Source organism: Nodularia chucula CCY0103 (assembly GCF_963923915.1).
GTDB classification, from domain to species: Bacteria; Cyanobacteriota; Cyanobacteriia; order Cyanobacteriales; family Nostocaceae; genus Nodularia; species Nodularia chucula.
This window is the reverse complement of sequence record NZ_CAWUOL010000001.1, coordinates 149,635-169,063: the sequence shown is the minus strand read 5'-3', so window position 1 is coordinate 169,063 and position 19,429 is coordinate 149,635. Positions and strand designations below refer to the sequence as shown.

The 19,429-nt window shown below is 40.5% G+C and carries 19 protein-coding genes and 1 tRNA gene; 9 read left to right on the top strand and 11 right to left on the bottom strand.

From position 1 onward, the window contains the following. The first annotated feature begins 134 nt into the window (after positions 1-134). From ACM0OP_RS00685 to ACM0OP_RS00665, 5 genes are all read left to right on the top strand, one after another. Positions 135-208, top strand: a tRNA-Pro gene (locus ACM0OP_RS00685). Between the two features lie 482 nt (positions 209-690). Then, positions 691-1,467: a Tic22 family protein gene (locus ACM0OP_RS00680; RefSeq protein WP_414526456.1), complete on the top strand. Its 777-nt coding sequence runs from the start codon at positions 691-693 to the stop codon at positions 1,465-1,467. A 3-nt stretch (positions 1,468-1,470) separates the two neighbouring features. Further along, positions 1,471-2,385, top strand: coding sequence for a peptide chain release factor N(5)-glutamine methyltransferase (gene prmC / locus ACM0OP_RS00675; RefSeq protein WP_414526455.1), 915 nt, complete (start codon positions 1,471-1,473; stop codon positions 2,383-2,385). A 6-nt stretch (positions 2,386-2,391) separates the two neighbouring features. Then, entirely contained in the window at positions 2,392-2,991 is a 600-nt protein-coding gene (locus ACM0OP_RS00670) for an L-threonylcarbamoyladenylate synthase (RefSeq protein ID WP_414526454.1), read from the top strand. A gap of 441 nt (positions 2,992-3,432) precedes the next feature. Next, a complete protein-coding gene (locus ACM0OP_RS00665; RefSeq protein WP_414526453.1) occupies positions 3,433-4,353 on the top strand; it encodes a sensor histidine kinase in 921 nt (306 codons plus the stop codon). Here ACM0OP_RS00665 and ACM0OP_RS00660 read toward each other — a convergent pair. The 11 genes from ACM0OP_RS00660 to ACM0OP_RS00610 all read right to left on the bottom strand — a co-directional run bounded on the left by ACM0OP_RS00660 (position 4,316) and on the right by ACM0OP_RS00610 (position 15,914). Then, complete coding sequence (locus tag ACM0OP_RS00660) at positions 4,316-4,789, bottom strand: GNAT family N-acetyltransferase (protein ID WP_414526452.1); 474 nt, start codon at positions 4,787-4,789, stop codon at positions 4,316-4,318. The genes ACM0OP_RS00665 and ACM0OP_RS00660 overlap by 38 nt on opposite strands. A gap of 103 nt (positions 4,790-4,892) precedes the next feature. Then, positions 4,893-5,306 carry a hypothetical protein gene (locus ACM0OP_RS00655; RefSeq protein ID WP_414526506.1) on the bottom strand — a complete coding sequence of 138 codons (414 nt, stop codon included), beginning with the start codon at positions 5,304-5,306 and terminating at the stop codon, positions 4,893-4,895. A 104-nt stretch (positions 5,307-5,410) separates the two neighbouring features. Next, complete coding sequence (gene secF, locus ACM0OP_RS00650; protein WP_414526451.1) at positions 5,411-6,388, bottom strand: protein translocase subunit SecF; 978 nt, start codon at positions 6,386-6,388, stop codon at positions 5,411-5,413. Continuing rightward, positions 6,385-7,800 carry a protein translocase subunit SecD gene (secD, locus tag ACM0OP_RS00645; protein WP_414526505.1) on the bottom strand — a complete coding sequence of 472 codons (1,416 nt, stop codon included), beginning with the start codon at positions 7,798-7,800 and terminating at the stop codon, positions 6,385-6,387. Before secD ends, secF begins: the two co-directional genes overlap by 4 nt. A 266-nt stretch (positions 7,801-8,066) precedes the next feature. Next, the gene (locus ACM0OP_RS00640; RefSeq protein WP_414526450.1) at positions 8,067-9,050 is read right to left on the bottom strand and encodes an alpha-ketoacid dehydrogenase subunit beta; all 984 of its coding nucleotides are present in this window, start codon (positions 9,048-9,050) and stop codon (positions 8,067-8,069) included. A gap of 432 nt (positions 9,051-9,482) precedes the next feature. Beyond that, on the bottom strand, positions 9,483-10,613 hold the full coding sequence (locus ACM0OP_RS00635) for a CO2 hydration protein (protein ID WP_414526449.1): 1,131 nt from the start codon (positions 10,611-10,613) through the stop codon (positions 9,483-9,485). Between the two features lie 282 nt (positions 10,614-10,895). After that, the gene (locus ACM0OP_RS00630; protein ID WP_414526448.1) at positions 10,896-11,441 is read right to left on the bottom strand and encodes a hypothetical protein; all 546 of its coding nucleotides are present in this window, start codon (positions 11,439-11,441) and stop codon (positions 10,896-10,898) included. A 6-nt stretch (positions 11,442-11,447) separates the two neighbouring features. Next, positions 11,448-12,002: a hypothetical protein gene (locus tag ACM0OP_RS00625; RefSeq protein WP_414526447.1), complete on the bottom strand. Its 555-nt coding sequence runs from the start codon at positions 12,000-12,002 to the stop codon at positions 11,448-11,450. A gap of 21 nt (positions 12,003-12,023) precedes the next feature. Further along, positions 12,024-12,320 (bottom strand): hypothetical protein, encoded by a 297-nt coding sequence (locus tag ACM0OP_RS00620; RefSeq protein WP_414526446.1) that lies wholly within the window; start codon positions 12,318-12,320, stop codon positions 12,024-12,026. A gap of 203 nt (positions 12,321-12,523) precedes the next feature. Continuing rightward, complete coding sequence (locus ACM0OP_RS00615) at positions 12,524-14,023, bottom strand: NADH-quinone oxidoreductase subunit M (RefSeq protein WP_414526445.1); 1,500 nt, start codon at positions 14,021-14,023, stop codon at positions 12,524-12,526. A gap of 34 nt (positions 14,024-14,057) precedes the next feature. Beyond that, entirely contained in the window at positions 14,058-15,914 is a 1,857-nt protein-coding gene (locus tag ACM0OP_RS00610; RefSeq protein WP_414526444.1) for an NAD(P)H-quinone oxidoreductase subunit F, read from the bottom strand. A 662-nt stretch (positions 15,915-16,576) separates the two neighbouring features. On the opposite strand from ACM0OP_RS00610, the gene ACM0OP_RS00605 reads away from it, so the two are divergent. The 4 genes from ACM0OP_RS00605 to ACM0OP_RS00590 all read left to right on the top strand — a co-directional run bounded on the left by ACM0OP_RS00605 (position 16,577) and on the right by ACM0OP_RS00590 (position 19,353). Further along, entirely contained in the window at positions 16,577-16,885 is a 309-nt protein-coding gene (locus ACM0OP_RS00605) for a carbon dioxide-concentrating mechanism protein CcmK (protein WP_414526443.1), read from the top strand. 87 nt (positions 16,886-16,972) lie between these two features. Beyond that, positions 16,973-17,317, top strand: coding sequence for a carbon dioxide-concentrating mechanism protein CcmK (locus tag ACM0OP_RS00600; RefSeq protein ID WP_414526442.1), 345 nt, complete (start codon positions 16,973-16,975; stop codon positions 17,315-17,317). Between the two features lie 6 nt (positions 17,318-17,323). Continuing rightward, positions 17,324-17,626 (top strand): EutN/CcmL family microcompartment protein, encoded by a 303-nt coding sequence (locus ACM0OP_RS00595; protein WP_414526441.1) that lies wholly within the window; start codon positions 17,324-17,326, stop codon positions 17,624-17,626. A 62-nt stretch (positions 17,627-17,688) separates the two neighbouring features. Beyond that, a complete protein-coding gene (locus ACM0OP_RS00590; RefSeq protein ID WP_414526440.1) occupies positions 17,689-19,353 on the top strand; it encodes a ribulose bisphosphate carboxylase small subunit in 1,665 nt (554 codons plus the stop codon). Positions 19,354-19,429: the final 76 nt, after the last annotated feature.

Genomic DNA, 19,429 nt, shown 5'->3' with positions numbered 1-19,429 from the left:
TGATTTGTTTATTGCTGTGGTGAGTAAGAAGTTAGGTGAATCCACCAAAACTTCTATCAACCATGTTAAAGCATAACTTATGCTATGATTAGGCTAGATTAAAACCTAATTATTTGCTTTAAGCTGAATGTTTTCGGGATGTAGCGCAGCTTGGTAGCGCGCCTGCTTTGGGAGCAGGATGTCGCAGGTTCGAATCCTGTCATCCCGACTTTAATTATTTAGTAATATTTGTCTACTCTCATCTAGAGGTAGCAGTCATCCCTTGGTAGTTGTTTCAATCTTAGCTGGGATAGATGAGTGCTGGTAAATCTCCATTAAAGCAGTAAGCCTTGGAACGATTGATGATGTGATGTCGTCATCTGAATTAATCAGTTAGATGGTGTTGACTATTTCACTTTTGGGAAAGTTTTGGTTTATTAAGAGTGCGTTAACCAGACATTAACTGCATTGTATAGTGAAGAGCAGGGCGATAATACAGGCGATACAAAGGAATAGACAAGGCGATCGCATAACTCGATAAATAATCCAACTTGGGAAAATAGTCCTGTTTGAGAATTGATTGTTAATATTGAACTGCAAAAAGAAATTGTACACATTTTAAATGGATTGCTATACAACTAAGACTAGTGAGTGTGGTGCTAATCCAACTATTTGATTAACTGAATTTAACTATTGAGACGAGGAGTAATTATGAAAGCATTAGTTCGCTGGGGAGCAACATTAGGTTTAGTAGGAAGTACCTTACTGGGATCTGTCATGATTGGCAGTTTTCCTGTACTAGCTTTGTCAGAACAGCAAATTAAAGAGAAGCTAGATTCAGTTCCTGTATATTTAATTACTAATCAGGAAGGTTTGCCTTTGAGTCGTCCTTTACCAAATGCTCAACAATCCGGTGGTTCAGTCACAGGGGTTTATATGAGTCGGCAGGAAGCTCAAAGTTTTATTAAAGAACTGCAAACTGTCCAAGGCCAAAACCCCCAAATGCAGCAAATGGTGAAAAGCCTACAAGTAACAGCAGTGCCTCTAGGGGTAATTTATCAGCAATTACAACAAAGTCAAAACCAGTCAGAACGGCTTCTATTTGCCTTTAAACCTGTAGAACAAGAAATCAAGGGGGCAATGGATTTATTGCGTCAAAGTGGTCAACAGGTACAGCAGTTTAATAGCGTGCCAATTTTTGCAGTCAGATTTTCTCCAGATCAGGGCTATGTGCCAATTCAACTGACTTCTGAGAATCAAGAACTGATTCCTTTGTTTTTAAGTAAGCAAGATGCCCAAGGGTTGTTAAGTCAAGTGAAACCCAAATTTCCCCAAGCAGATATTCAGGTAATAGATATAGATGGGGTGATTAAAACAATGCAGGATAAAAATGATCCTTGGCTGAATCAAGTTGTTTTAGTGCCTTCCCAAGAATCTAGAGAGTATATCAAGACTTTGCCCGCAGATAGCACAACTCCTCGACGTTAAGGCATGGTAGATAAACAGCTACAGGTAGTTTCCGGTTTACAGCTTTGGGGATGGCGTAAGCAAGCGATCGCCTCTGCTATGGCTAGTGATATTTCATCTGCTGAGGTGGATTGGTTACTACTGGAAGTAGCTGGCTTAGACCGCTTGGCACTGCGTTTAGAATCTTTTAAAGATTGGCCTGAGATTAAAATGGTGTTGCCTTTAGAGGATTTAGAACGGTTGTGGCAAAGGCGATTAAATGAACGGTTGCCGGTGCAATACATAACTGGAGTTACACCTTGGCGCAACTTTAAAATCACAGTGTCAAAGGCGGTTTTGATTCCCCGACCAGAAACCGAGTATTTAATTGATTTAGCTGTGGCTGCTGCTACTCATACTAGTGCAGCCCCATTTCTCACTTCTGGACATTGGGCTGATTTGGGAACTGGTAGCGGTGCGATCGCCTTGGGTTTAGCAGATGCTTTACCACAAGCGACAATTCATGCCATTGATTACAGCCCAGAAGCCTTAAAAATTGCCCGTGACAATGCGCGTAATTTGGGTTTTGAAAACCGGATTAGATTTGACCAGGGTTCTTGGTGGCAGCCCCTTACAGCCTGGAAAGGTGAGTTTAGTGGTATGGTGTCTAACCCGCCCTATATTCCCACCAGTACCGTGGCTACTCTCCAACCAGAAGTAGTGAATCATGAACCAAATCTAGCTTTAGATGGTGGTTTTGATGGCTTGGATTGTATTCGCCAGTTGATAGAAATTTCTCCCAACTATTTGGTTTCTGGTGGTGTGTGGCTAATTGAAATGATGGCAGGACAGGCGGATATTGTGCGGAAACTATTAGAACAACAAGGTAGTTACTGTAATATTCAAATTCATGCCGATTTAGCCGGGATTGAACGCTTTGCGTTAGCTTACATCAAATAATTCAAGATGAGTCTAGTTTCTTTAGTGGATTTAATCGCCGGTGCAGGTGGTGGTTTATTAGTGAGTTTTCCTACAGATACCGTCCCTGCACTGGCAGTTTTACCAGAAAAAGCCCAATTAATTTTTGAGGCTAAACAGCGTAGTCAGGATAAACCTCTGATTTTAATGGGGGCGAGTGCAGAGGATTTATGGCCTTATGTTAAAGGTAGTGAAAATGAGTTGAAAATTTGGCAAGAGTTAGCAGGTAGACATTGGCCAGGAGGCTTGACATTGGTATTACCAGCTAGCGATCAAGTGCCAAAACAGATGAATCCTCATAACCCGACTACAATTGGGATCAGAGTTCCTGACAGTGCGATCGCTCAAAGTATATTAAGACAAACGCGCCCCCTGGCCACAACTAGCGCCAATTTTTCGGGTCAACAGCCTTTACAAAAGTTAGAAGAAATTTCCCAGCAGTTTCCAGAAGTTCTGACTTTGAAACCTACAGAGTTTGATGGCAAAATTTCTAGCGTTGGTGTACCTTCTACTGTGATTAAATGGACGGGGACTAACTGGCAAATTTTGCGCCAAGGTGCAGTCAAAATCAATACCCATTCTCTCTGAGGACTAACTAACAGCATTTCTGTAGCGTCTCTCCTGGGGAAAATCGCGGAACTATTTATGTAACCTAGTGTCAATAAGATTAATTGAATACACATATCATCCTTAATGGTTGATATGAATAAATTTATCTTGATTCACCGTCTATAGTTGTGGTGAATTAATTTTTGCTATTCGTTACGTGGGGATTAGGGAGTAGGGAGTGGAAAACAGCTTTTTCAGTTGTAAGCGCAAAGCGCAGGCTACGCCAACAGAAATCAAATTTAGATTCACCTGAGTTTGATCTGTAATTAAATAAATTTGCTTGAGTTAATTAAGGTAACTGTTTAGCTAGATAAATAGCTGATATATGCCTGATTTTATGAAACTAATTAACAACAAAATCCGTAAATTAACTTCAACGAATTGTGGTCAAGTAATAAGTTAGTGAACATTTCCTCAACTATGAATTGGAATAACTGGGTCTATTTAGGATTAGGATTAATATTAGGTTTGGGTGTTAGGGGATTATTTAGTTGGTTATTAAACAATTTATTTAGTTTATCTCCAGTCAAATCCGTAGATAAAACCCAAGTTTCACAACTTATACAAGAGACTAAGGAAACGCAGTTAGCATACGAAATGGCGCAGGAAATGAGCCTGTTTAAAGCCGGATTTTTGGCGCGGAGTACCCATGAATTGCGATCGCCATTAAATGGTTTAATTGGCTTACATCAGTTAATTTTAGAAGATTTGTGTGAAAATCCGGAAGAAGAGCGAGAATTTATTGCTCAAGCCCACGACAGAGCTTTAAAACTGTTACATCTAATTGATGAAATTCTCAACATTGCTAGAACAGAACACGGGACTAATAAATTAGATATTCAACCCCATTGTCTGGCTACAGTTTTACAGGAAGTTAATAATTTAACTTATATGCTAGCAGCAAATCGCAATTTTCCTTTGCGTGTGTTGCTTCCCGATCCAGAAATTTATGTTTTGGCAGATTACCGATGGCTCAGGCAAATATTGGTGAATTTAGTAGACACTGCCATTGCTAAAATGCAGTTTGGCAGTATCAGTCTTTCTAGTAGTTTATCACTCACAAATCAGACTGTGGAAATTTTCCTAGATTTACCTAGCCATGCTTTCACTACAAGTGAATCTATTGATTTGATTCAATCAGGAGTTGAGAGTTTTGATATTGATGAAGATAATCTAAATTTTTCTCCAGGAATGAAATTGTTATTGAATCAAACTCTATTGGAAGTGATGGGAGGAAAATTACAAATTGTCAGATATCCAATCACTGAAGAAACAACAGAGGATTTGACTCGGTTACAAGTATCTATCCCCCTAGTGATTTCTGAAGGTGAACTTGAGTAGCGGGAAGGGGTTCAATTTCAGGTTGATTGTGTAACACCATTGTAATCGTCGGGTTACACTGAAAACCGATTTTTTCATAAAATTCCTGTTGATGAGTAGTCATTAAATATACTCGCTCAACTTGTCTCACGCGGGGATGAGTCAAAACCGTTTCTACTAACTTACGTCCCAAACCTGTGCCACGATACTCTGGGTGAATCACGACATCCCAAATGGTAGCACGATAGATACCATCAGAAGTGGCTCTGGCAAAGCCAATCAGTCTTTCTCCATCCCAAATATGAATTACTGGATCACTATTGGCGATCGCTATGCTCAGATCCTCAATAGTACGACCTTTTGCCCAAAAAGCGGCAAGATTAAATAATTCTTGGAGTTTGTAAAGGTTGATTTCCGAAAGGCGATGTTCGCTAAATTGAATTTGAGGAGAGTTCATCTTGTACACCCCAATTTGGCAGTTTGATTTTTGTCATATTGTGTTGAAAAGCTGTGAGTAATGATATCTATGTGCAAGTATCTTCAAGTTTAAATATCAAAAATTAGTGACAAATCCACTTCCACAGAGGATGAGTTTGTCCCTGTTCTCTGATTTTCAAAACTTGTTTTTCTAAACGTTTTTGTTCCTGTGGCGGTAATCCCAGCAGAATATTTCGGCTTTGCCAAACTAAAGTAGAAACAGTAGTAGCGATACAAAAAGCTAAACCCAGGGTAGGTAGTGGATTATAGAATAGTCCATATCTGACTGCTACCCAGGTAAAATATTGTTGTAAAAGAGCAATTTCTCCCCGTAAATTCCACAAGGAGAATGGTGCAATAGTGAGCCACAAACAGCCAACAAAAAACCATCTACCGTATACAGTTAGCTGATGTAGCTTTTGTACTTGTTTGGTAAAAGATAAATCCATCTTATCGGCATCGTTGCTATTTATTGATGTTTTTTCCGGTTGATCCATAGCAGAGTAAACAACCAATTGCAGATCAATGAAAAGCAGAAAACCTTGGCTGATGATCATTCAGGAAAGATTGTTTGATCGCCAGGTATTGCTTTAAACTCATTTTAACTGTCTTGAGAACTAGCAGATGTATCTACTGGCTCGGTACTCACTAATACCGGAGATTTACCTGTGCGTTCTCGCCACCAAGCCAGAAGAGTGCTGGCGATAAAAAGACTGGAATAAACTCCCGCAGTAAACCCAATAATTAGAGCTAAAGCAAAGTTTTTTAGACTTTCGCCGCCAAGGAAATAGATAGCAAACAAGGGCAGCATAGTGGTAGCACTAGTGTTGATAGAACGTCCCAATGTTTGGTTGACAGCATCATCCACAGTGTCAGCAATCGGTTGATCAGGATGGATTTTGATAGTTTCCCGAATGCGATCGTAGATAACTACTGTATCGTTAACGGAGAAACCAATGATAGTCAGTAGCGCCACAATAAACAGACTGTCCACTTCCATGCCCAGGACTAACCCGAAAATTGAGAAAACGCCTAAAGTAACCAAGACATCGTGAAATAGTGCTGCAATGGCAAATAAGGCATAATCTAATTGAAAGCGGAAGGTCAAGTAAATAATAATTCCCGCACAAGAAACAATCAGGGCGATAATACCAGACCTAAATAATTCGGCTCCCAGGGTAGGGCCTACAGTATCAATTTGGTTTTGTTGTGGGTCAAAAGCCCCAATTTTTTCGCTTAAAGCAGTTTGTAAATTGGTGCGTTGATTAACATCTAAGTCCTTAGTGCGAATTGATATTCCATTCTCACCAACTATTTGGATGCTGCTATCACCTAAACCCTGTGCCTGGGCTACTTCCCGGACGGTGGTGATGTTTATTGGTTGGTCGCAGTTATTTAGTTGTGTACAATCACGTTCCAATTGTAAACGTGTACCACCGATGAAATCTAAACCGGGGCGTAGGGGGGCGCGAATTTGGGGGTTTTGCCACGAAATCACCATTGAGATGATACTAATGAGAATAATGGCACTAGAAATAGCCCACCATAGCGATCGCGTTTTGTTAATACTTAGTTTCACTTAGCCACCTCCGCCTGATTTAATGCTGGCAGGTTCGGACAGAAAAGCTCTCGCTTATTTTTTACCGCCGGATTGGTAACTACTAAAAACATGAGTGTGCGGCTACAGGTAACTGCTGTAAACATACTCACCGCTACACCCAAGGCTAAGGTGAGAGCAAAGCCTCTGACTAATCCCGAACCAAACCAAAATAGGGCTGCACAAGCAATCCATGTAGTAACGTTGCTGTCTAAAATACTGGAAAAGGCGCGATAAAAACCAGATTCTACAGAACGATACAGCGATTTTCCGGCTCGTAATTCTTCCCTTGTGCGCTCAAAAATTAGCACATTGGCATCAACTGCCATACCAATACTGAGGATAAATCCAGCGATTCCTGGCAGAGTCAGGGTAACGCCTAAGAGAGCAAAACTCGCCCAGGTGAGGAGGGAGTAGATAACTAATGACACATCCGCAATCAATCCTGGTAATCGATAGTACACCACCATAAATATTAATACGAGGATGAGTCCGCCGATACCAGCATAAATGCTACTTTGAATACTATCTCTACCCAAGGTAGCGCCTACTGTGCGTCTTTCGGCGATTTCCACTGGTACAGGTAACGCACCACCACGTAACTGCACACCCAAGTCATTGGCTTCTTGGGGAGTAAAACGACCAGTAATGATGGCTGCACCGCCAGTAATGCCTGTAGCGGCAAATTCTAGACCGACTGTGGGAGCGCTAATTAGTTCATCATCCAAAAAGATGCCGAGAGTCCGGCCAGTACCTGCGAGGTTTTTGGTGATATTGGCAAACAGTTCACCACCTTTAGCGTCAAACCGGATGGCAACATTCCAGTTATTACTTGTAGTGGGTTCACCATAGGCATCCTGAAGATATTTGCCATCTAATGGTGGATCACTACTTTCAAACAATTCGGCGATCGCCTGATTATTTTTTTGTAATTCTTCTTGATTTTTAATAATTAGTGCTTTGTCATCACTGGTTCTTAACAGTTCTTGCTGCGCTCTTAGCTCGCTGCGTGACGATTGAAAAGCAAACAATTGAGTTTCAGTACCCTGGCGTTGTTGTTTAAATTCTAACTGTGCTGTCCCGCCTAAGACTCGCTCGGCTTGCTCTGGATCATTGACACCAGGTAACTGCACAAGAATTTTATCTGTACCTACAGTTTGAATGACTGGCTCGGAAACCCCGAGGCCATTTACTCGACCTTCCACAACTTTCTGAACACCGGCCAAATCTCGTTCAGTAATTTCTCTCATTCCCGGTGCTGGTTTCACCTGAATGGTTAACTGTGAGCCTCCCCTTAAGTCTAATCCCAAGGGAACTGGAATAGTTGCTATCACTGCAATAGCGGCAATGAGCAACACAAAAATTAAAACTAATAGCGATCGCTGTCTTTGCATACCATAACTCGCAACTGACAAAGGCTATAATAACGTTCTTTGTGCGAGTTATGAATGGCTGAATCCACCTTTAGGGGAAGATGAAGAAGCAGGGGAGCGGGGAGCGGGGAGCAGGGGAGTTGGAAATTCCTTTACACGGACTACTGCTTTACAACCCTTCCTCTTCTCCACTAACCACTCCCTACTCCTCTACAGGCGGGTTTATTCAGAATTTCGATCAACCACATACCCACTGCTGAAACCCGCCCCTACCTACTTCGCAATTCTTAAACTCGCATAGCCACCATTTTTTCCACAGCTTCAACAATTTGTTCTGGTTGGACAATTGTTAACCGTTCCAAATTACCGTTGTAAGGTGTGGGGATATCTTGGGAAGACAGCCGCAGCACAGGCGCATCTAATTCATCAAACAGACGGTCATTGATAGAAGCAGTTAACTCTGCACCAATACCCCCAGTTCTCATACACTCTTCCACAATAATGACCTTATGGGTTTTGCGTATGGATGCCCCGATGGTATCAAAATCTAAAGGTTTGAGTGATATTAAGTCAATAACTTCTGGATCAAAACCTTGTTTTTCTAAAGTTTTTACCGCTTGCAACACATGATGGCGCATTCGGGAGTAAGTCAGAATTGTGACATCTTTCCCCTTCCGCACAACTTCTGCTTTATCCAAAGGTAGGAAATATTCTTCTTCTGGTAAATCTTCTTTTAAGTTATAAAGTAGAACGTGTTCAAAGAACAAAACCGGGTTATCGTCACGAATAGCCGATTTTAGTAACCCTTTAGCGTTGTAGGGTGTGGAACAGGTAACAATTTTTAAACCAGGAACGGCTTGAAAGTAGGCTTCTAAACGTTGAGAATGTTCTGCACCCAACTGTCTACCCACACCGCCGGGGCCACGAATCACCATAGGGATTTTAAAGTTACCGCCGGAAGTATAGCGTAGCATTCCCGCGTTGTTGGAAATTTGGTTAAAGGCTAGGAGCAAAAAGCCCATATTCATGCCTTCAATTATCGGTCGTAACCCAGTCATGGCTGCGCCTACAGCCATCCCAGTAAAACTGTTTTCGGCGATGGGGGTATCCAGAACTCGCAGTTCGCCATATTTTTTGTATAAGTCTTTAGTAACTTTGTAGGAACCGCCATAATGCCCTACGTCTTCCCCAAGAACAAATACACTGGAATCACGCGCCATTTCTTCATCAATGGCTTCCCGGAGAGCGTTAAAAAATAGTGTTTCTGCCATTTAGACCTTATATTAAGACTAGTGTTTTAGAATCTTATCGTGCCACCGTAACAAATATCGTTAGCGATCGCACTAGATGAGAGATTGATTTTTGCCAGAAAATACTCTAGACCATGGTAAAAGAATGTCAACTGGATTCTTGCTATCTTCCCCAATCAAAACATCAGGGTAGGGAACAGGGAACAGGAAATGTCCTAACTACCTTGGCGATGGCTATAAATGCAATATTTTTTAGCCTTATACCCCTATTTGCTTGCGCTTTTTTCACAAGGTAAAAGACCGAAAACATCAATAAATCTAGGTTTTACTATCTCAGGACTTACGCAAAAGTTGCCGAAAAGCTCAATTTATCAAACCGCCAAGTCGCCAAGAACGCCAAGAATTTGTAGAGTTTGCGTAAGTCCTATATCTAAGCAAACCCTAACGATACTCTTAGTTATTCACATCCTGTAACCGCGAAGTTTCCAACCGAGACATCCACTTTTGTAAATAGACGCGATTAGCAGTTTGTTCAGATGCATCTTCAGTATCGATATGATAAGGCATCAATCCCAAAATTGCTGCCGTAGTCACACAAAACATAGATTTTTGGAAAGTTGTACAAATTTGTACTCGCAAATCATCTTCACCCCGAAGACTGCGACGGTAAATTTCGTGTAAATAATCTGGTAAATAATGGCGCATATCCTGCATCAGCAAAGTGGGAGGAATACCAGCACCACCGATAGGTAAAGGATCGGCATATAGTGCGCCATATTGAAATCGAGATTGGTCAAGGGGAATTTGATAAGCTTGGGCATTGTATGAAACTGTGCCATGAAAAGGAGTTCCCCGAAAGAATACTGCTTCTACATAAGGAACAGCTGTATCTGCGAGAAAAGTTAAACCCACAGATTTAGGAATGATGTCATAGACTTGGTTTTTAATTTTGACAGCGTAGGTAATAGGCTTGACAGCATCTGCCACTAAAGCTGCTTTAATGTGGTCTACAACTTCAGGTATAGTTTTAATCTCGCCTCGGTCATAGCGGTCTGATAAATCCAAGAACATATCAGCCATCACCCGCCAAAATTGACCTAAACCAGTGTAGTAAGCAGAGACACGCAACATTTCCGGTAAAAAGTCAGGAAACAATTGGTGTATGCCCATCATCATGGGATTATTGTTAAATTTGGCTTGAATAACTGCTTGCGCTCTTTCTGCAAATTCTGGTGTATCTAAATATTGATCTAGTCCCCCACCACCATGCCACATCATGGCTTTCATACAATATTCAGCATATTCAAAGTTAATTCTGTCATGCCACCAATGACGCATGAGTTTTGGGAAAGAAATTTCGCCGTTAAAGTATTTAAAAAACGGGAAAAATACTAAAAATTGATGTTCAGCAATATATATAAGATTTTTTGAATAGGCATCTAAAACTATGCCATAGCTTTTGAGTATGCCAACTACTTCCATGACATTCTCTGGACTATCGGGAAGTAATGTACCTCCATTTAGTAATCTGTCAATATATTCAGCTAAAGGATGATGAGCAGGTTTCTTGCTTTTAGTTACCATTACCAGTTCTCCAAGTAATTATAGATGAGTGAGAAGAAGCACATAACTTGTTTAAAAACATATTTAGCAGTTATTCCCCAAGTGAAGTACACATAAGTAAGACTTAATTAACCACAAATAAGCTAAACACAGATAATTGTTTACATATTGTTTACATAATGTAGATATAGAAACGCTATACAAGAAACAAGTACAACAGAAATTAGACAAGAAAACAGGATATTTTGGACATCTGATTATAAATATTTAAGTCAAAAAATAAAATCTTCACTGAAATACAAATTAATTATTAAATAAAATATCCAATGTAATAGGTTTTTCTGAAAATACTTGCCTTAATTCATATCGTATTTTACTACCTTCTAAACGCCCAGAGATAGCTTGACATATATCTGCATGAGAATAATCATTTTTGTTACCTGTATCATATACACAAAAAGCTTTAATACCATTACTACTGCTTATGCGTCTAACCTTATAACAATTTGCATAAATCACACCAGGAAAATTCCTATTTTTACCTCTTTGTTGATCTAATCTTAGTTTATTTTCAACTTTTTGAAGTAATTGCTCCTTAGAAGAATATTTTTTACGATTTACAGACATACCTTTATCTTTAACATCATCAAAGGCAAGTGGTTTTATTTTTCCCGTTTCTTCGTCTATATGAATTGGTGAGTAAATCTGTCTTATTAATATCTCGTTTTCTTCTACAACACCTGGAGAATAACTACTAACTGAAGTATTCTCACAAGTACATTCAGCATCATTTTCTTGTATAAATTTACATTTATTAGATTTTATACTATAAATATCTGAGCAATTCATAGAAGATTAAATTTTATTAATTAAATTGATTAAGTCTACTGGCAGCGTAGTATCTTCTCTAAGAGATACAGAATCTTCTCCTATTTCAAAATTACCATCATTTCCGTAATACCAAAACGTTCCATCACCCTCAAAACATATTTCAGCATAAATATTCTTCTTTTCCCAAAATAGACCAACTATCCCTGTACCACTTACCATAGGTTTTGGCAGTGGTATGGAATCGGGTAATTTTTCAACTAGGCGAATACTTTCTTCAACTGTTCTTAATTGCGGCGCAATTCCTTGATAGCCATCCCAATCATAGTATAAATCCAGATAATTACGTAATATTGCAACTAGATTTTGTACTTTATTTTCGTTAATTGGAGTTTTATGCTTCTCAGAATATGAAATTTTATAAATTTGTTTATTGTTCCTTAATTTATCAAACCGTATAGGAGCGATATGAATAGTCCTGATATGAAAGGATTTATTTCTGTCTATTTTGTAGGGTTTGTAGTAATTCAAAAAACCATTTGGTCGGCTGATTTTTTTGGAAACATATTCTGTAGATAACATCTTATTCTCCATCACTATTATTTAGAGTGAATTATTTAGAGTGAATTTTTCTAAGGTTTTAATAATTTCCTCCTTATTACTATCAATCATAGCAATGACTTCTTTTTCATCTGTTTTAATTTGATGTAAAAATCCGGCACATAACCTCAATAAAGAAAGTGTTGGAATAGCTATCTGTACTTTGAGTTCTTCTTCTGTTTGTATTTCTCCATTATTTTCTGAAACATCAACGACAGAATAGAATTTTAGTTTAGTTAGGTTATGACTAAACATAATTTCTGCTCCATCAGCATAAATCTCTGTTTGATCTAATTTCATATACCATCCTCTAGTTTTGTCTAACGGTATTGTGTAATGTAGCAAGGCGAATAAACTCTTTTCCTCAAAAATGTTATAGTTATCATACCAATAAAAGTTAGCTCTTGATATAAATATTTTTAAGAAGTCACTTTATTAAAATTAAAGTGACTTCCTCCCACTGTAAATTAGATATTGGGGATTGTTAGGATTTTTGTTAATCCCTAATCCCCACTTTCCTTATTTAAGGACACCGCAGCTGCTACATTTTGGGTATTAACCATTGCTGTGATGGTTGGTTCAGTCCAGCGCACTAACCAAGCGGGTTGGATGCCGAAAATTACAATTAATACTGCTAGAATAATTGCGGGTATGCGATCGCTCCAAAATACGCGCGGTAAGTTGATAACTTGTGCAGATAATCGCCCAAAAAAGGCACGATCCATGAGAATTAAGAAATAAACCGCAGTTAACCCTGTACCAATAATAGATATGAGGGTTTGCACTGGAAATACTGGATAACTGCCCCGAAATACAATAAATTCAGAGATAAAGCCTACCATTCCAGGTACACCAGCGCTGGCCATGACTCCTAGAACCATTAAACTCCCAATTACAGGTAAACCCTTTTCTGGGTTCAGTAGTCCTTTAATCACATCTAAATCTCGGCTACCAGCTTTTTTGTAAACCACTCCTACTAGGAGGAATAGGAGGGCGGAAATTAAGCCGTGACTAATCATTTGCATGACAGCGCCTAAAGTGCTTAAAGGTGTGGCTGCTGCTGCCGCTAACAGTACGTATCCCATGTGTCCAATGGAGCTGTATGCTACCATTTTTTTCATATCTGTTTGGGCGATCGCACAGGATGAGCCAAAGAGTACACTGATTACAGCCCAAGTTGCCAACCAAGGGGCTAAATAACTCCAAGCTTCTGGTAACAAATTCATGCCAAAGCGGAGTAAGCCATAGGTTCCTAACTTCAATAACACTCCTGCCAATAACACAGAAATGGGTGTAGAAGCTTCTACGTGGGCATCTGGTAACCAAGTATGGAAGGGAAACAGAGGAATTTTAATTCCAAACCCAACTAAAATTCCTCCTAAGAGTAATAGCTGTGTTGCTAAAGGCAAAGTTGTAGCATTCAAACTTGCCAGTGCAAAGCTATCAGAACCACTCAGCCACACCATACCCAGGAAACTTGCCAAAATTAAGATTCCGGAAACCGCCGTATAAATCAAAAATTTTGTGGCTGCATAACTGCGTCTTGCACCACCCCAAATGGCAATTAACAGATATAGGGGGATGAGTTCCAATTCATAGAATAGGAAAAATAGGAGTAAATCTTGTGCCAAAAATGCTCCTGTAACCCCAGCATTTAACAACAGGATTAAGGAGTAATAAAATCTGGGACGCTGAAGGGATTGATCGCTGCTATAGATGGCAATACCAGTTAACAAACCATTCAAAAGTAGCAACGGTAAAGATAAACCATCTATGCCCAAATTATAATCCAAGCCTAAAGAATCTATCCAAGGGATAAACTCGGTAAACTGTTGACTGGCTTCCCCAGGGTTGAACTTGATAGCCAGTAAAACTGACCACAAGAAAATGATACTGCTGAACAGTAAAGCTACTGTCCGAGAAAGTTTCCCACTAATTTCAGCAGGCCAGAATCCGATTAAGGCTGCACCCAATAAGGGTAGTAAGATTAATGCACTCAGCATTGGCAAAACGAGGTAAAGGAAGAGAGGAAAATATTTAGAAAGGTAATTTATCTAGTAAACCTAATGACCAACTCACGAAGAATCCCAAAACGCTGATTACTACGAGGATGGTCAATATATACCCCTGGGATTGACCAGAAATGCTGTATTTTAAACCTTGTCCACCGAGAATTGTGGCGAATCCTACCAAGTTGACAAAACCGTCAACCAGATAGCGATCGCTCCAAGCCGAAAACTTCGATAGCAGGGCGACGGCATTAACTATGGTTAGCTTATAAATTTTATCAATGTAAAAATCATAACCCAATAAATCCTGCATAATTCTCCAGATCAAAGTTCTAGATCGTGACCATGCTTTATGCAGATAAAGGGTAGATCCTATGCCTACCCCAATTAAAGTTGAAGAAAGAAGCAACAATGAGATGTACCAATCCAGACTTTCCCAATTGGGCAGCAGAAACCATTGCTGTAACATCAGGGGTAACAGTAAAGTCACTATAGTCAGTGAAACCATTGGCAATGACATCTGCCAGCCAACTTCCGGGGAACGACGGGTTTTCTGTTGTGGTTTACCCCAAAAGATTAATCGGAATACTCGTGTGAGGTTTAACGCTGTCAAGCCGTTGACTAACACTAAAACGGCAATTACCCAAGGGCTAGCATGAACTAAGCCATCAGCCCATGCCAGCATTGCCCAGAAGCTCCCTAGTGGTAGTAATGTTACCATCCCCGCAGAACCGACTATAAAGGCTGTGGTGGTGGCTGGCATCCGTGACCACAATCCACCCATTTCTGTTAAATCTTGGGTGCTGGTGGTGTAAATGACTGAACCGGAACTCATGAATAATAGAGCTTTAGCGATCGCATGAGTTAACAGCAACATTAAGGCCACACCACCTTGCTCTAACCCCACGGCTAAAAATACTAAGCCCATGTATGCACTGGTGGAATGAGAGAGCGATCGCTTAATATCTGTTTGCGCCAGTGAGACTAATGTTGCCCCAATTGCCGTCAAAGTCCCTAGCACAACTAACGTATCTAACGCAACTGGGGACAAAGCTAAAATTGGCTGAAGTTTATACAACACATAAGCACCACCACCGACAACCAAAGAATTTCGCATCACGGAAGCCGGGTTTGGCCCTTCCATTGCTTCATCTAACCACAGGTGTAAGGGAAACTGAGCGCATTTACCGGCAGGTCCGGCAATCAATGCCAAACCCAGTAAGCTCGATGTCAGGGGACTTAATTCAGCCGTTTGCACCCATTCATATAAATCAGAAAAATCCAAACTACCTGCCATTGTCGAAAGCGCCACTACGCCCATTAATAGCAATAAGTCTCCCACCCGCTTCGTTAAAAAGGCATCTCGTGCCGCCGTCACTACTAGGGGTTGAGCATACCAGAACCCTACTAACAGGTATGTAGAAAGGGTGAGGACTTCCAAAACTGCATAGCTGAGAAACAAGGAATCACTAATCGCTAAACCAGACAGCGCCATTTCAAAGAAGCCCACTAAGGCGAAGAAACGGGCTAAAGACCAGTCCTTTTCCATGTATCCCAAGGCATACACTTGTGCTAACAAGCTTAATCCAGTAATTAATACTGTTGCTCCAATGCTCACTGGTGAGAGTTCCAGGGCAAATGATAAGTTAAAATCCGCAGCCTGGAACCAATTAATTACTAAAATTTCTGGTTCTTGATCCCAAATGTGCTTAAATACCAAAAGGCTATGGGCAAAACCCATCATAGTCGTTAACAAGTTGAAATATGCCGCAGGTCTAGGCCCTGTACGTTTAATGATTCCCATCGCCCACGGCAAGGTTACAAGTGCGCCCATTAGACTATAAAATGGCACCCACCAACTTGTTGAAAATAGAAACTGATTCATTGAGATTTTCCTTGACGACTCAGCCTAGACTTGTTCTTAAATTTTCTTAAAATAATGATTTACTAAAAAAATAACTTATGATAAGTTTTTAGCTTTTTTAAAACTATTTTATATTTATATTTTGAGTGAGCATTTTTTCTTCAGCTTACCTTATTCGGGTATTATTTTGATGTTAGTTTACATATTTGGGAGGTTTTAATTCTATTACATCATTTGTCATTATAAATTTCTATTTCTATTTTCAGCAAATATATTTATACGATATATTAAAAAAAATTATATATTTTTCACAAAGTCGTTGCTTCTCCGCTCAAATCTGGCAAAGTCAGAGATAGCATAATATACAGCCGTCGATATCCGCTCACTAGAGATGATTACCCCTGGCTATGAATGTCATTTTGTAAATGTAATAAAAAAAATTATAAAGCATGAGGGGATACTATAGTAATCGTACAACTTCTGTTGAGTATCCTGCGGTATAAATTTTTGTTAAGTTTTTTAAAACTAATTTATCATAAACTATTATACTAATTTATATTGCCAGGAAGACCAAGCTTTCCTATGCTTAATTTATGAAGTGTTTTTATGGCTCAAAATACAGCCATCACGTTAAACATTTCACAAAAAAGTGCTGATCAGATTAAATTTTTAGGAGTTCTGCGATGCCAATTGCAGTTGGAATGATTGAGACTAAGGGTTTTCCCGCAGTAGTAGAAGCTGCTGATGCGATGGTGAAAGCCGCTCGTGTTACGTTAGTAGGATATGAAAAAATTGGGAGTGCGAGAGTAACCGTGATTGTGCGGGGAGATGTATCGGAAGTACAAGCCTCCGTATCTGCGGGTATTGATGCCGCCAGAAGAGTTAATGGTGGTGAAGTCTTATCTACTCACATCATTGCCCGTCCCCACGAAAACTTAGAGTACGTTTTGCCGATCCGTTACACGGAAGCTGTAGAACAGTTCCGGACTTAAAAGCTGATTAAACAAAGTAATTAACGAGACTGCTGTCTCAAAGTCTACTTTTTCTAGGTTAAAAACTTTAATTCAGGATTAAAACTAATGTCAATTGCAGTGGGAATGGTAGAAACGCTGGGCTTTCCAGCAGTAGTAGAAGCTGCTGACGCGATGGTAAAAGCCGCTCGCGTTACTCTGGTAGGTTATGAAAAAATCGGTAGCGGTAGAGTTACAGTGATCGTTCGCGGTGACGTTTCCGAAGTTCAAGCTTCCGTGGGTGCGGGAGTGGAATCAGTCAAACGAGTCAACGGGGGAGAAGTATTATCCACCCATATCATTGCTCGTCCCCATGAAAACTTGGAATACGTCCTCCCAATTCGTTATACCGAAGATGTAGAACAGTTCCGGGAAAATGTGAACGCGATTCGTCCTTTTGGTAGAAGACCATAATCTGTAATGCAAGTTGCCAAAGTTCGTGGCACAGTAGTCAGTACACAAAAAGATCCAAGTCTTCGAGGTGTGAAACTGCTGTTGTTGCAGTTAGTAGATGAAGAAGGAAATATTTTGCCCAACTACGAAGTAGCGGCAGATATAGTTGGCGCTGGAGTAGATGAGTGGGTGCTAGTCACTCGTGGTAGTGCCGCTCGTCAAATTCTCGGTAACGAACAGAGACCAGTAGATGCAGCAGTAGTGGCGATTATTGATACCATTTACGTGGAAAATCGCCTTATGTATAGCAAAAAAGAGCAGTATCAATAGTCAGTGAACAGTAAAGAGACTGAAATAACTGACAAAAAGCATAATTCAGGAGGAATCTTGCAATGGTAGTCCGCAGCACGGCGGCACCCCCAACCCCGTGGTCGAGGAATTTAGCCGAGCCAAAAGTCCATAAAAGCACATTTGTACATCCAGCCTCCAATATTATTGGAGATGTGCGGATAGGGGCAAATGTAATCGTTGCGCCGGGAACCTCGATTAGAGCGGATGAAGGCACACCTTTTTATATTGGCGAAAATACTAATATTCAAGATGGTGTAGTAATTCATGGATTGGATCAAGGCCGAGTAATTGGCGACGACCAAAATAAATACTCAGTATGGGTAGGGAAAAATGTTTCTATTACCCATATGGCACTGATTCATGGACCGGCTTATGTAGGAGATGATGCCTTTATTGGTTTTCGTTCTACGGTATTTAATGCCAGAGTCGGTGCAGGCTGCGTCATCATGATGCACGTTTTAATTAAAGATGTAGAAATTCCTCCGGGTAAGTACGTACCTTCGGGTTCAATCATTACTACTCAGCATCAAGCTGACCGTTTGCCTAATGCCGAGGTCGCGGATCAGGAGTTCGCTCATCATGTGGTTGGGGTAAATCAGTTGTTAAGAACTGGTTATCAGTGTGCTGCGGATAGCAATTGTATTGCACCCATTCGGGATGAGATTGCTAAATCTTATACAAATACTGGTATTACCGTTTTAGAGCTAGAAAGGAGTAGTGAAGTGTCGAGCAATAGCTTGGGTGCAGAAATCATCGAACAAGTACGTTATCTTTTAGACCAAGGATATAAAATTGGGACAGAACACGTAGACGAAAGACGGTTCCGGACTGGTTGTTGGCAAAGTTGCCAGCCCATTCAACCTGGATCAATGGGTGAGGCGATCGCCACTCTAGAAAGTTGTTTGAGAGATCATAGCGGCGAATATGTCCGGCTGTTTGGCATTGATAGTGGTAGACGGCGCGTGTTAGAAACCATTATTCAACGCCCGGATGGTGTCGTGAGTGCGATTAAATCTAGCGCCTATACAGCGGCTAGTAATGGTAATGGTCGTTACAAGAGTAATGGCAATGGTCACGTTCCTAGCAGTGGCGCACTCGATGGCGAAACGATAGATCAAATTCGTAATTTGCTATCAAGTGGTTACAAAATTGGGACAGAACACGTAGATGAAAGACGGTTCCGCACTGGTTCTTGGCAAAGTTGTCAGCCCATTCAATCAACTTCTCTAAATGAAGTGATTGCTGCTTTAGAAGAATGTCTAGCAGGCCATCAAGGTGAGTATGTCCGTGTAATCGGTATTGATAAAAAAGCTAAACGACGGGTTTTAGAAAGCATTATCCAAAGACCAGATGGACCAGTTGCCCCATCTGCTAATAAACAGCAAAAATCTGTTAGTAGAGGAAGTTATGGTAGTGCTACCGCGACCGCTACTGCTACTAGTACAAAATTAAGTTCTGAAGTTGTAGATCAAATCAGACAAATTTTGGCTGGTGGATATAAAGTTAGCGCTGAACACGTAGACGAAAGACGGTTCCGCACTGGTTCTTGGGCAAGTTGTGGTCAAATAGAGACCAAATCTGACCGAGAAGCGATCGCCACCTTAGAAAGCTACCTTAGTGAATATTCCGGAGAATATGTGCGTTTAATTGGTATTGACACCAAAGCTAAACGCCGTATCTTAGAGACGATTATTCAACGTCCATAATATAGAGGGGAAGTAGGGAGTTACTTCGACTGCGCTCAGTAACCGGGGGAGTAGGGACTTGTCTTTTTACTTCACC